This is a genomic window from Sinomicrobium pectinilyticum, assembly GCF_003725735.1.
GTDB classification, from domain to species: Bacteria; Bacteroidota; Bacteroidia; order Flavobacteriales; family Flavobacteriaceae; genus Sinomicrobium; species Sinomicrobium pectinilyticum.
The window spans coordinates 45,608-58,352 of the sequence record NZ_RJTM01000096.1 but is presented as its reverse complement, the minus strand read 5'-3'; the positions used below and the strand labels follow the sequence as shown (position 1 = coordinate 58,352).

The following is a 12,745-nucleotide window of genomic DNA, read 5'->3' as shown; positions in this document are numbered from 1 at the left end:
AAAAATTACCTGAGTTCGTTGTTTATTTTTTGGGAAATTGGCTTACTTCTGAAAGTGCCTTTTTGTATCCGTAAGTGAAGGGTGAAAAGGAATCCGGAGCAGCACCTGCACATAGGGATGCGTTTGGTGCCGATAACATTCCCCGGGTTTTATGCTTGGCCTTCAGACGCTTTTCTGTACCACCTCAAACACTTTGCTGCCATCGCATTTCAGGGTTTTGGAAGGGAATTTCAGCAACAGGGCATAGTCATGTGTGGCCATGAGGATAGTCCGGCCGTTGCGGTTTATTTCCTGTAATACCTTCATAACTTCTACACTGGTTTGCGGGTCCAGGTTTCCGGTGGGTTCGTCGGCAAGGATCAGTTCCGGGTCGTTGAGCAGTGCCCGGGCAATAGCAACACGTTGCTGTTCCCCGCCCGATAGCTGATGCGGAAATTTAAAACCTTTGGTCTTCATGCCTACACGGCCCAGTACCTCTTCTATTTTAGCGGCCATTTCTTCCTTGTCCTTCCACCCGGTAGCTTTTAATACAAAAAGAAGGTTGTCGTTTATCGTCCGGTCCGGCAGCAGGTTAAAGTCCTGGAATACAATACCGAGCTTGCGTCGCAGAAATGGGATATCCCTTTCTTTCAGTGCCCTCAGGTCAAAATCCGTAACCATACCGGAACCCTGCGTAAGTGGCAGATCCCCGTAAAGCGTCTTCATAAAACTACTCTTACCGCTTCCGGTCTTTCCGATGAGATAAACGAACTCTCCCTTGTTTACGCTCAGGTTTATTTCACTGAGCACCAGGTTTTCTCTCTGATAGATGGCAACATCTCTTAGTTCTACGATGGTATTCGACATATTTCGGGTTTTACGGAGGTAAAAATAATAAAAGTTAAGAGTCGGGGTCCGGGATGTATCGTTAAATTCATGAGAACATATGTCAAAAGTAAAAAAATCCCTCGGTTTATCATCCTCTATTTAGGGTTTGGCATGTGTGAAACTATGGTTCCGCAATCCCGTAAGAGCAGAATTGTAAAGGAAACTCTGATTTACTACCCGTTAATCTCATTGTGGATAATTATAAATGAAAAGCTGCGTTATAGGTTGTATATTCGGTTATCTTTGAGTGACGAAAAAATATCATTTATGCATTACAGAAAGGTTATCCCGCTTTTTGCGAGTTGTTGTTTTACGATGACGGCAATGGCGCAAATGTCTGAAGTATATACTTATAACGACAAGGATTATGAAAAAGCGCTGGAGTTGTATAACAACAAACAGTACCGCGCCGCCCAGCTTGCATTTGAAAAAGTGAAAATGCAGACGAAAGATGAGGAAGTGGAAGCAAACAGCGCTTATTATGTTGCCGGAAGTGCTATCCGCCTGGAACAATTAGGAGCGGACAAACTGATGGAAAATTTTGTAAGGAATTATCCTACCTCTACCAAACGGAATACGGCTTACATTGATGCGGGAGATTATTATTTTTCCAACGGAAAGTACCCGCAGGCACTCAAGTGGTACAGCAAGGCCGAAGACCAGGGAATGAGTGCCAAAGAACGCGATGCCTTTAACTTTAAAAAAGGCTATGCACTTTTTACCGTGAAACGCTATGCCGATGCCAAAACTTATCTGAACCGGGTGGCGACTTCCGAAGAGTACGGGCCCAGGGCTAAGTATTACCTTGGATACATGGCATATGAAGGGGATGATTACAATGAAGCCAATCAGTACTTCGAACAGGTTTCGGGCGAAGAAGAACTCAGCAAGAACCTGTCCTACTACCAGGCAGACATGAATTTTAAAGCCGGTAAGTTCGAGGAAGCCATACGGCTGGCAAAGGAGCAATTACCCAAATCGGGCCCGAATGAGGTATCCGAGCTCAACAAGATCATAGGCGAAAGCTATTTCAACCTGAAGCAATATGAAGCTGCAGTACCTTATCTGAAGGCGTATAAGGGGAAGCAGGGGAAGTGGAACAATACGGATTTCTACCAGCTGGGGTATGCGTATTACAAGCAGGATGACTATGAAAATGCCATAAGCCAGTTTAATAAAATTGTGGGAGGGAACGATTTTGTGGCACAGAACGCTTATTATCACTTGGCAGAGTGTTACCTGAAAACCGATAAAAAACAGCAGGCCCTGAATGCTTTTCGCAATGCCTCTCAGATGGATTTTGACGAAAGGATTCAGGAAGATGCGCTTCTCAATTATGCCAGGCTGAGCTATGATATAGGCAACCCTTACCAAAGTGTGCCCGAAGTGCTGTTGTCCTTTATAGAAAAATATCCCGGTTCCGGATACAAGCAGGAGATCGAAGGTCTGCTGGTGGATTCGTATGTGACCTCAAAAGACTATGATGCCGCACTACAGGTACTGCAGAAGAACAATTCATACAGCAATAAAGAGACATATCAGAAAGTTGCTTTTTACCGTGGTGTGGAGCTGTTCCGGGATGGAAAATATGAAGAGGCCGGAGAATATTTCGACAAGTCGGCCAAGGAACCGCAGAACCGGAACTACCTGGCCAGGGCCATTTACTGGCGGGGAGAGACTGCGTATTTATCCAATAAATACGATCAGGCGATCGTAGACTTTAAAGATTTTATCAATAGCCCTGCCGCGCCCGTAACTCCTGAGTACGACCGGGTGAATTACCAGTTGGGGTATACCTATTTTAAACAGAAAAATTACGATCAGGCCATCACGTACCTGGAAAGGTACCTTGAAGATAACACGGGACAGGATCGTGAAAGGGTCAGTGATGCCTGGCTGCGTCTCGGAGACAGTTATTTTGTAGTCGGAAAATACTGGCCGGCTATGGAAGCATACAATAAAGCCATAGCCATGAAGGAAGCACATACCGATTATGCACATTTCCAGAAGGCGATCAGCTACGGTTTTGTGGACCGTACACCTACCAAGATCGAAGAACTCGATAAGTTCATAAAAAATTATCCCGACTCCGACCTGAGGGATGATGCTATGTATGAACTGGGGAATACTTATGTTGCGCAAAACCAGGTGTCTGCAGGTGTGGGGATATACAACCGCCTGATAAAAGAATACCCGCTCAGCCCGTATGTTCCAAAAAGCATGCTGCGTGAAGGGCTTGTATATTATAATGCCGAAGAGAACGATAAGGCCCTGGAAAAATTCCGAAGTGTCGTAAATTATTATCCTGATACGCCTGAAGCGTTGCAGGCCGTATCCACAGCAAAACTTATTTATGTGGACATGGGCAGGGTAGACGAATACGCCAGTTGGGTAAAAGGACTCGATTTTGTAGAAGTAACCGATGCCGAACTGGACAATGCCACTTTCGAATCGGCAGAAAAACAATATGCACAAAATAATACGGCGGAAGCCATTAAAGGATTTGAGGCCTATCTGAATAAATTCCCGAAAGGATTACACGCTCTCGAAGCCCATTTTTATACTGCGCAGTCCTATTTCCTGAAAGGGGATAAAGCCCGGGCAGTATCCCATTACGAGAAAGTGACGGAGCAGGGAAGAAACGAATTCACGGAGCAGAGCCTGACCCGCCTGGGGCAGATTTTCCTGGACGAAGATAATTACCGGAAAGCCATTCCCGTTTTAAAACAATTGGAAGAAGTTTCCGGATCGTCACAAAACCTGATTTTTGCACGATCCAATCTGATGAAAGCCAATTACGAACTTAAGAATTACCCCGAGGCTATCCGTTATGCACAGGAAGTGCTGCGTAATGACAATACGGACAACAGGATAAAAAGTGATGCCCACACCATGATAGCCCGTGCTGCCATAGAAACAGGAGACGAAGCTGCCGCAAAAAAGGCATATGCCGAAGTAGGAAAAATAGCTACCGGTTCCCTGGCTGCCGAAGCCCTTTACTACGACGCTTATTTTAAAAACAAAGAAGGGGCTTATGAAGCTTCCAACAAAAGCATACAAAAACTGGCCAGCGATTATTCCGGATATAAGGAATTCGGGGCTAAGGGATTAGTGTTGATGGCGAAGAACTTTTATGCTATGGACGATGCCTTCCAGGCTACCTACATACTGGAAAGTGTTATCAATAATTTCGAAGATTACCCGGACGTTGTCCTCGAAGCCCGTAATGAACTGTCGCGTATCAAGGGAGAAGAGGCCAAGCGGAATTCTTCCGTAAATCCGAATAATAATTAAAATTCCATACCAGTATAATGTATCATATATATAGTAATACCGGGAAATCCGGGTATTGTACCGAAGAGACAAAAAGCAATGCCCGAAGATCAGATATGAAGAAACGACAGCCGGGAATACCGGGGAATAAATATTTGTGGTCACTGGCATTTGTCTTCCTTTCCCTGTCACCTGGCTTTGCCCAGGAGAAGGAGAATATAGGTACGGAAACGGTAGATGTGGTAAGGCCGTATAAGGCAAATATCTCCGACGCTTTTAAAGTGCGTGAGGTTCCGGCGCTGGACGATTCCACATTGTTAAAGAAAAAGGAGATAAATTACAGCATTTTTTCCGTTCCCGTAGCGTCGACGTTCGTTCCCGCCAAAGGGAAGGTTTCCGGGATAGAAAAGAAAAAACGGGATATGCTGTACAATACTTACGTTTCCCTCGGACTGGGGAATTACAGTACGGCTCTGCTCGATTTTTATACCAGCAGGGAGATCACTAAAGATCAGTCCTTCGATATCGGGCTCAACCACCACTCTGCACAGGGGCAACTGGACGAAACGGAACTGGATACCAAGTTTTTCGACACCAAGCTGGAAGCGGCGTACAGAAATGCAGGTCGTTTTTATCGCTGGGGTGTGAGCGGCAGCTTCCGGCACCAGATCTATAACTGGTACGGTTTACCGGAACAGGCCGGTTTCGGTCAGGCTGTGATAGATGGTATAGATGAAAGACAAACTTATTATACCGCTGCCGTGGGAGGTAACCTCGAAGCTATAGACGAATCTGTATTCACCGGGGGAGAATTTACTTTAAGACGTTTCTGGGATGCCCACGATTCCGGGGAAAACAGGGCCCTTCTGAACCCTTCTTTTCAATTCCCCGTAGGGGAAGAACTGATCACCACCCACGTTTTTGCCGATTATGTAGGGGGGGAATTCAAACGCGGATACTTTACCGATGAAAAATGGAAATACAGTAATCTGCTTTTGGGAGTAAATCCCAACCTGGTAATAGATGGAGAAGACTTTAGCATAAGTCTTGGAGCATCTGTTTTCTATGGTATGGATATCGAGAATGATGATAATGACTTTTATATCTACCCGCAGGTAAAAGCATCTTATCGCCTTGTGGAAGAATTCGTGACCCTCTACGGAGGTGTGGTGGGCGGCCTGGACCAGAATTCTTATTACGATCTTGTTCAGGAGAACTTTTTCGTGTCCCCTACCTTAGGGATTACCCCTACGGACAGGCAATACGATGCCTATGTTGGGATGAAAGGGAAACTGTCTTCCAGTATAGGGTATAATATAAAAGGCTCTTACCGGGCAGAAAATAATAAACCGCTGTTTCGCGCCAACCAGGTTAATGTTGCCGGCAATGAAAACCAGGGGTATGTTTACGGAAATTCCTTCGGAGTGATATATGATGATGTCACCACATATTCCGCTTTCGGAGAAATCCATGCGGATATAGACCGTAATCTTACACTCGGTGTCAATGCCGAAATATCCGGTTATGATACGGATAACGAACAGGAGGCGTGGAACCTTCCCATAGTACAGGGATCTTTCTTCGGAGATTACCAGATCGGGGAGCATTGGTTTGCCGGGGCCAACATATTTTTTGTAGGCCGGCGAAAGGACCTGTATGTACCGGAGTCCTTAATGACCGCAGAACCACAGATAGTGGAACTGGACAGTTATTTTGATGTTAATGCCCGCCTGGGATACCGCTTTAACGATCAACTGTCGGTTTTTGCAAAAGCCAATAATATAGCAAATAATCAGTATACCAGGTGGATGAACTACCAGGTTCAGGGATTCCAGATACTGGGAGGGGTAACCTATAAGTTCGATATGTAATCCACGGATATGGATATCATATGAAATTGAAGAGGCATCCTGGGGTGCCTCTTTTTATATATCGTATGGTATTGCCATCGTTTATGATTGTGGCTGCCCGATCATCTGAATGGCCGGGGTATACCTGCGGTATGCTTCTCCCGTCAGTACTTTGGCCAGGTGTCCGGAGATGGTACCATTGGCAAGCCGGTCGAGCCAGAGATATTCCCCGGCGGCATTGATCTCCAGGAAATAATATTCGTCCTGCGGGGTAACTATAATATCTATGGCCCCGTAATTGACCTGGTAAACATCCATTAACCGAAGTAATTTTTCCCTGATATCTTTCGGCAGGTCATAAGGTTCCCAGTCATGGAGAAGGGTATTCCCTTCCCGGCGCCAATCGATCTTTGCATTTTCCAGTTTTCGGGAATCTATGGCATAGGTAAACACGGCATCTCCTATTATGGTCACCCGTAATTCGCGGACTTTTTCCAGCTTTTCCTGGAATTGCATGGGGCAGTACTGAAGAGTATCTATGGCGTCCAGATCTTTGTCGGATACTACATTGGTAAACACTACATGTTCCCTGCCTTCTTGGTATATGGCAAAAGAACTCTGCATCTTAACGATGGCTCCCTGCGGGTGCGACCGTACAAAATCGCGCGCTTCTTCCGGATCGTTGGTGATACAGGTATCCGGTATGCGAAGCCCCAGGGAAGACGCTATTTTCATTTGTTCTTCCTTACTGTCCAGCCGGCGGTACTTGCTGAACCTGTCTATCTGGAAACAAGGCATACTTTCCAGCATTCCGAAAAGGGTACGCCGTATCTCCTTCTGCACACTGGTAAGATAAGTACCTTCCAGTATATGATGTAGTCCGGCAGCAAGGTTATGGCTTCGGCGGTACCATACGGCTGTGATATCATGAAGGGACTCCCGCTTCCCGTCAGTGTCCAGAAAAATCTGCCATGTATTGTTTTCGAAACGGCTGCTGAGTCGGTATTTCAACGGGTATTCATCTACATTAAAACGAATGACCAGTGCCCCCGATTCTTTTAAAAAACCGGATACGGCAGAAACGGAGGCATTGTCTTTGGAATGGGTGATGATTAATATTTTTTGCATAGGTGGGTGATTTTGGGATTTAAATTCTCGCTACCAGTTTTTCCGCTATGGTCTCCCCGATGGGATAACCGAGGTCGCGTTGCAACATGCCCCATTCTCCCTGGGGATTTACTTCCAGGAAGATGTAACGTCCGTCTTTATGCCGGATCATATCCAGGGCTCCGAAGAACAGTCCCGTTGCCTGCATCATTCGGGTGAGGGAGGTGCGGATGTCATCCGGCAACGTGTAAGGCTCCCATACAATATTCTGGTCCGTAGCAATCCTCCAATCCGTTTTCCCCCGTACCGAATCTCCCACATCGATCTTCCCGGTAAAAAAGTTTCCGTCCACATAAATGATGCGGAGTTCATAGGCTTTCGGGATCATTTCCTGAAAAATCATAGGGCAGAGCGGAAGTACGTCAAGTCGCTCCAGGTCCTTTTCGGTAATAGATGTGGTCGGAAAGAAAGGAGCATCTCCCTGCATACTTCTGGACAGGGAGCCGTGGAGTTTAGCGATCATTTTTCCTTTGCAATCCTCGTAAAAAAATGACCTGGCCTTTTCCGGATCGTTGGAAAACAGGCTTTTCGGGATTTCCAGTCCGTGCAGGGAAGCTGTCTGTAACTGCTCCAGTTTGTCCTTGCTCACTTCATGGTCCCTGGTCATGGGATTCATCCAGGGAAGGTGCCGGAGCGATTCGAAGAAGATGTTTCGCATGGTGCCGTACTCCTGGGTGTATATTTTGTGATATTCCGGGGCGAGGTCCCGGGGTGGGTGAACAGACCAGAGTTTCCGGTACCAGACCGCTTCGATATCCTTAACGGAAAAACCCCGGTCCCCGACCGACCAGAAGAGGTCTTTCCGGCTGTTGCCGCAGGTATAACTGAAACGTGATTGATGGGAGAAAAGATCGGTGTCCATCCGGAAAGTTTCTTTGCCGAGGGCTTCACATTTTTTCCGGACTATATCTATGGTGTAATGGTCTTTGCTATGGGTAAGGAGTAAAATCATCGGGGGCTGATGTTTTTATGGTTAAGAACGGGACATTAAAAGACAATAGCCCCGAAAGGCTATTGTCGTGTCACAGAGATAAATCTCGTTGTTCTACATGATATCCCCCTCTTCATCGTCATCCGAAGGGAACTTCTGGGTTACATCACCTCCGCCGTCCTGGTCCAGGACCGGTTTGGTAATGGTGGATGTAATGCCGCTTCCATCCTCTTCCTGATCGGAAGGGAATTTAAGGGTAGTACCACCCTGTACACTTTCTTGTTCCTCTCCGGATACCTGATGCTCCAGGAAATTTGCGAAAAACGGCTTTTTAAGGCCTTTGTTTTCTTTTTTCATGATAGAAAAATTTGGGGTTAATACTTATTTTAATATTTAAATGATGCACAAAAGAAAGAAAGGTTGCAAAAAATACACTGTTAATATGTTAAAAGTTTGATAACATCAATCATATGGTGCTGCAAATGATATTTTCTCAATCAGGATGATAATTGGATTCATAAAGTTCCAGGGGAAGCCCGTCCGGGTCCGGAAAGAAAGTAAACCTTTTACCGGTAAGGATATCTGTACGGATACCCTCGGTCTCAATACCGTTTTTGCGCAATATTTCCAGTGCTCTCTCCAGGTTGTCCACCTCAAAAGCGAGATGTCGAAGTCCCGTGGCCTCCGGCCGGGAAATACGGGACGGGGGATGGGGAAACGAGAAGAGTTCGATAACATAATTATCGTTCAGGGCGAGGTCGAGTTTATAGGACTTTCTTTCCGTTCTGTAGGTTTCTTTCAGGATGGTAAGGCCCAATATGCCGGTATAAAAGGCTTTGGATATTTCATAATCCGAGCAAATAATTGCTATATGGTGTATTTTGTTCAGACGGAGCATAGGGAGGTTTAATTTTTTCCTATCCATTTACTTACCGAAGGAGCGATATAACGGCTCATTTTGTCCAGAAGTTCATCGATATCTTCGCTTACGAGCAGCATATTCCGGTTCACTTCTTTTAGCAGTCCCCGCGAGGTCATGGTATCCAGTAATTGTACCAGTCCGTCATAGAAACCTTCTGTATTCAACAAGCCGACCGGCTTTCGGTGTAATTGTAATTGTGCGTTGGTAAGGGCCTCGAAAAGCTCGTCAAGGGTTCCGTATCCCCCGGGGAGGGCTATGATACCGTCTGCCAGCTCTTCTATTTTAATTTTTCGTTGCGACATCGTTTCCACCAGTAAAAGTTCTGTGAGTTTTTCATGTGCGATCTCTTTATTTCGCAGAAAACCGGGCAATACCCCCGTTACTTTTCCGCCCTCGCCAAGGGCCCCGTCCGCGATGGCGCCCATAAGCCCTACGTGGGCCCCGCCATAAATGAGTTCTATATTTCGCTGGGCCAGGGTTTTTCCCAGCAAAAAGGCCTGTGCTTTATAAACCGGGTCGTTTCCGTCGTTGGAACCGCAGTAAACCGTAATTCTTTTCATTTTTTCGTAGAATATAAGAGGTTAATAATGTTTTGTTACCTGTATGAGAAACTTTAAAGGGGGATTTTCATCAGCCAGTCCGTCTGTTTGGCCTCACCTATGACAAAGGGGTGCTCGCCGAATTTCACAAAACCGTTTCTTTCGTAAAATGCAATAGCCCTGGTATTTTGATCCCACACTCCCAACCACATATAAGCGGCGTTTTGTTCCCGGCTGATCTCTATGGCTTTCCGGATGAGGTCGTTCCCCAGTTTTTTGCCTTGGGCCGACCGGAGCAGGTAAATACGTTCCAGTTCCATAGTCCCGGGCTCGTTGATATCGGTCTGGGCCCCTGCGGGATTAAGTTTAAAATATCCTACCGGCTCCCCGTCATCATAAGCTAGGTAAAAAAAGGAAAGGCCATTTTGCAGTTCTTTTTGTACCAGTTCGCGGGCAAAAGCCTTTTCCATGTATGATTTAAAATCTTCAGGATCGTTTTGAGCGGCATAGGTCTCCGTAAAGGTGATTTTGGATAATTTTAACAGGACATCCAGGTGGGCCGTAGTACATTTTTTGAATGAAAGAGACATGAGAAATTATTTTTTCGGGTTTTTAAAATAAGTAATTCTTATGAAAACAAACAAACTTTGGCATACAATTATTTATTCCGGAAATCCGGTGATTCCGTAACGGGTATACTTCTTTTTAATTGCAGCTTTTTTATATCTTTGGAGCCGTGATGAAACCTGTGGTAAGAATTAAGCAACCGATTTACACCGAGATGGAACTTTTCGAGAAAAAGTTCTACGAATCCATGTCTTCCAAGGTTTCCCTTCTCAATCGCATTACGTATTATATCGTAAACCGCAAAGGGAAGCAGATGCGCCCCATGTTCGTCTTTCTCGTAGCCAAAATGGTTTCGGGGGGTAAGGTAAACGAACGGACATACCGGGGAGCCTCCGTAATAGAACTTATCCATACCGCCACCCTGGTGCATGACGATGTGGTGGACGACAGTAACCGCCGTCGTGGCTTTTTCTCCCTCAATGCCTTGTGGAAAAACAAAATTGCCGTTCTGGTAGGGGATTACCTTCTCTCCAAGGGATTACTCTTGTCCATAGATAACGATGATTTTGACCTGCTTAAGATCATTTCCGTAGCAGTAAGGGAAATGAGCGAAGGAGAGTTGTTGCAGATCGAAAAAGCAAGACGACTGGATATCACCGAAGAAATATACTACGAGATCATCCGGCAGAAAACCGCTACCCTGATAGCTGCCTGTTGTGCATTAGGCGCCTGTTCCGTGAAGCCCGCTTCGGAAGAAATAGAAAAAATGCGGAAGTTCGGGGAACTTATCGGCATGGCATTCCAGATCAAGGATGACCTTTTTGATTACGGTGAAGAACGTATCGGTAAACCCACCGGGATAGACATCAAAGAACAGAAAATGACCCTTCCCCTGATCTATACCCTTAACAATTGTTCGGAAAAGGACAAGCGGTGGCTGATAAATTCCGTAAAGAACCACAACAAGAATGCCGCGAGGGTGAAGGAGGTCATCGCCTTTGTAAAACAGAGCGGCGGACTGGAATATGCGGGACAGAAGATGAAAGAATTTCAGCAGGAAGCTTTACAATTGCTGAATGCCTATCCGGAATCCGAATACAAGAGTTCCCTGGAACTTATGGTAAACTATGTTATAGACCGGAAGAAATAATACCGGGATCATAACCATATCTCATTTGCCGGCAGGGAAAAGATATACCACCCTTAAAAGCAGACCGTTTTCTGTATTTTTCCGATAACCACCTAAAAAATTACCTGCCCGGGCAACCTTTAAAACGCTTTTTTCGTCTATGTAAATAGGAATACCAATGAAAAAGCAACTCTTGAAGATCATACCGCTTTATAAGGACGAAACCAAACTGGTGAAAAAGGCTGCCGACAACAACCGGGAAGCCCAATACGAACTTTATAAGAAGTATGCTTCGAAAATGTTGAGTGTTTGCAGGTATTACATCAAAGACGAACAATTTGCCGAAGATGTGATGATAACCGGTTTCTTCAAGGTTTTCACCCACATCGGCACCTTCCGGAAGGAAGGGAGTTTTGAGGGTTGGGTACGCCGGATCATGGTCCGTGAGTGCATATCCTTTCTGCGGAAAGAACAATCTCTTTCGTTCCTGGAGGAGGAGGGTCCTGTGATCAGGGGATATGAGACCGAAGGGTATGCGGAAATGGATACGGAGGATATCCAGTTGCTCATAGACAAGTTACCGGACGGTTACAAAACCGTGTTCCTGATGTATGCCGTGGAGGGATATTCTCATAAGGAAATAGCCGGATCATTGCATATTTCGGAAAGTACTTCCAAATCGCAGTTATTCAAGGCGCGAAAAATGCTACAGGAAAAGATCGAAGAATTAAAAAGGCAGGAGAATGGGACACGATAATCTGGAACGTAAGATAAAACAGAAACTTGAGAAAAGACGTATAGAACCTTCGGCGGATGCCTGGAGCAGGTTGGAAGAGAAACTGGAAAAGGCGCCAGCTTCCCGCCGCCCGGGGAATGGTCCGGCCTACTGGATAGCCGCTTCGGTTATCGTGATGCTGTTCGTGGGAATATGGATTTCACGGAATGGTTACGTACAACAGCACATTCCGGTGATTACGGACGTACGTGTGGAAAAAGAACATCCCGGAGAAAAGAGAGAAACTATAGTCGCCGATTCCGAAAAAGAGGACAAAATACCCGTGGAAAAGACAAAACCGGCAGAAAGCGCGGATAAAAAGGAGCCTTACCCGTTGAATTCCCCGGAGAAAAAAGCCATTCCTTTCCCGGTAGAAGAAAAAGGATCAGGCACATTGGCCTCGCACGAAGTGGAACAGGCAGGCGATTTTGAAGACAGGAAAGTAGAAGAAGTAGTTTCCAGAATAATGGAAATACACGAAAAAAGGGAGGTTACCGATGAAGAAATAGAACTTTTGCTTGCCGAAGCCCAGAGAGAAATAGATTCGCAGCGCATTATTATAAAGCAGACCGGCACCGTAGATGCCATGGCCCTTCTGGAAGAGGTGGAAACGGAACTGGACCAATCGTTCCGGGACAAGGTCTTTGAGGCCCTGAAAGAAGGGTTTGTAAAAGTAAAAACAGCGGTGGCCAACCGTAACCAATAGTTCATTCATCAATCAAAAT

At 45.8% G+C, this 12,745-nt stretch carries 12 protein-coding genes; 5 read left to right on the top strand and 7 right to left on the bottom strand.

Annotated features, from left to right (window positions below):
* Positions 1-162 precede the first annotated feature (162 nt).
* Positions 163-846 (bottom strand): cell division ATP-binding protein FtsE, encoded by a 684-nt coding sequence (locus tag ED312_RS13865; RefSeq protein WP_123216611.1) that lies wholly within the window; start codon positions 844-846, stop codon positions 163-165.
* Between the two features lie 288 nt (positions 847-1,134).
* On the opposite strand from ED312_RS13865, the gene ED312_RS13860 reads away from it, so the two are divergent.
* Together ED312_RS13860 and ED312_RS13855 are read left to right on the top strand one after the other, a co-directional pair.
* Complete coding sequence (locus ED312_RS13860) at positions 1,135-4,161, top strand: tetratricopeptide repeat protein (protein WP_123216610.1); 3,027 nt, start codon at positions 1,135-1,137, stop codon at positions 4,159-4,161.
* 17 nt (positions 4,162-4,178) lie between these two features.
* Positions 4,179-6,011 carry a TonB-dependent receptor gene (locus tag ED312_RS13855; RefSeq protein WP_240643106.1) on the top strand — a complete coding sequence of 611 codons (1,833 nt, stop codon included), beginning with the start codon at positions 4,179-4,181 and terminating at the stop codon, positions 6,009-6,011.
* 81 nt (positions 6,012-6,092) lie between these two features.
* Here ED312_RS13855 and ED312_RS13850 read toward each other — a convergent pair whose 3' ends face one another.
* The 6 genes from ED312_RS13850 to ED312_RS13825 form a co-directional block, all read right to left on the bottom strand.
* Positions 6,093-7,118, bottom strand: a complete 1,026-nt coding sequence (locus ED312_RS13850) for an MvdC/MvdD family ATP grasp protein (protein ID WP_123216609.1) — start codon at positions 7,116-7,118, stop codon at positions 6,093-6,095.
* A 19-nt stretch (positions 7,119-7,137) separates the two neighbouring features.
* Positions 7,138-8,109 carry an MvdC/MvdD family ATP grasp protein gene (locus ED312_RS13845; RefSeq protein WP_123216608.1) on the bottom strand — a complete coding sequence of 324 codons (972 nt, stop codon included), beginning with the start codon at positions 8,107-8,109 and terminating at the stop codon, positions 7,138-7,140.
* Positions 8,110-8,202: 93 nt separating this feature from the next.
* A complete protein-coding gene (locus ED312_RS13840) occupies positions 8,203-8,445 on the bottom strand; it encodes a microviridin/marinostatin family tricyclic proteinase inhibitor (RefSeq protein WP_123216607.1) in 243 nt (80 codons plus the stop codon).
* 136 nt (positions 8,446-8,581) lie between these two features.
* Entirely contained in the window at positions 8,582-8,986 is a 405-nt protein-coding gene (gene gloA2 / locus ED312_RS13835) for an SMU1112c/YaeR family gloxylase I-like metalloprotein (protein ID WP_123216617.1), read from the bottom strand.
* 8 nt (positions 8,987-8,994) lie between these two features.
* Complete coding sequence (locus tag ED312_RS13830; protein ID WP_123216606.1) at positions 8,995-9,570, bottom strand: LOG family protein; 576 nt, start codon at positions 9,568-9,570, stop codon at positions 8,995-8,997.
* 53 nt (positions 9,571-9,623) lie between these two features.
* Positions 9,624-10,139, bottom strand: coding sequence for a GNAT family N-acetyltransferase (locus ED312_RS13825; protein ID WP_123216605.1), 516 nt, complete (start codon positions 10,137-10,139; stop codon positions 9,624-9,626).
* A gap of 149 nt (positions 10,140-10,288) precedes the next feature.
* Between ED312_RS13825 and ED312_RS13820 the strand changes: the two genes are divergently transcribed.
* The 3 genes from ED312_RS13820 (at position 10,289) to ED312_RS13810 (ending at position 12,726) form a co-directional block, all read left to right on the top strand.
* Positions 10,289-11,266 carry a polyprenyl synthetase family protein gene (locus tag ED312_RS13820; protein WP_123216616.1) on the top strand — a complete coding sequence of 326 codons (978 nt, stop codon included), beginning with the start codon at positions 10,289-10,291 and terminating at the stop codon, positions 11,264-11,266.
* A gap of 157 nt (positions 11,267-11,423) precedes the next feature.
* Positions 11,424-12,002 (top strand): RNA polymerase sigma factor, encoded by a 579-nt coding sequence (locus ED312_RS13815; protein ID WP_240643105.1) that lies wholly within the window; start codon positions 11,424-11,426, stop codon positions 12,000-12,002.
* Positions 11,989-12,726, top strand: a complete 738-nt coding sequence (locus ED312_RS13810) for a hypothetical protein (RefSeq protein WP_123216604.1) — start codon at positions 11,989-11,991, stop codon at positions 12,724-12,726. The genes ED312_RS13815 and ED312_RS13810 overlap by 14 nt, the downstream gene beginning before the upstream one ends.
* Positions 12,727-12,745: the final 19 nt, after the last annotated feature.

Bases quoted from the DNA above. Each gene is read 5' to 3' on its own strand.
- ED312_RS13865 (WP_123216611.1), bottom strand. From the start codon at position 846: ATGTCGAATACCATCGTAGAACTAAGAGATGTTGCCATCTATCAGAGA.
- ED312_RS13860 (WP_123216610.1), top strand. From the start codon at position 1,135: ATGCATTACAGAAAGGTTATCCCGCTTTTTGCGAGTTGTTGTTTTACG.
- ED312_RS13855 (WP_240643106.1), top strand. From the start codon at position 4,179: ATGTATCATATATATAGTAATACCGGGAAATCCGGGTATTGTACCGAA.
- ED312_RS13850 (WP_123216609.1), bottom strand. From the start codon at position 7,118: ATGCAAAAAATATTAATCATCACCCATTCCAAAGACAATGCCTCCGTT.
- ED312_RS13845 (WP_123216608.1), bottom strand. From the start codon at position 8,109: ATGATTTTACTCCTTACCCATAGCAAAGACCATTACACCATAGATATA.
- ED312_RS13840 (WP_123216607.1), bottom strand. From the start codon at position 8,445: ATGAAAAAAGAAAACAAAGGCCTTAAAAAGCCGTTTTTCGCAAATTTC.
- gloA2 (WP_123216617.1), bottom strand. From the start codon at position 8,986: ATGCTCCGTCTGAACAAAATACACCATATAGCAATTATTTGCTCGGAT.
- ED312_RS13830 (WP_123216606.1), bottom strand. From the start codon at position 9,570: ATGAAAAGAATTACGGTTTACTGCGGTTCCAACGACGGAAACGACCCG.
- ED312_RS13825 (WP_123216605.1), bottom strand. From the start codon at position 10,139: ATGTCTCTTTCATTCAAAAAATGTACTACGGCCCACCTGGATGTCCTG.
- ED312_RS13820 (WP_123216616.1), top strand. From the start codon at position 10,289: ATGAAACCTGTGGTAAGAATTAAGCAACCGATTTACACCGAGATGGAA.
- ED312_RS13815 (WP_240643105.1), top strand. From the start codon at position 11,424: ATGAAAAAGCAACTCTTGAAGATCATACCGCTTTATAAGGACGAAACC.
- ED312_RS13810 (WP_123216604.1), top strand. From the start codon at position 11,989: ATGGGACACGATAATCTGGAACGTAAGATAAAACAGAAACTTGAGAAA.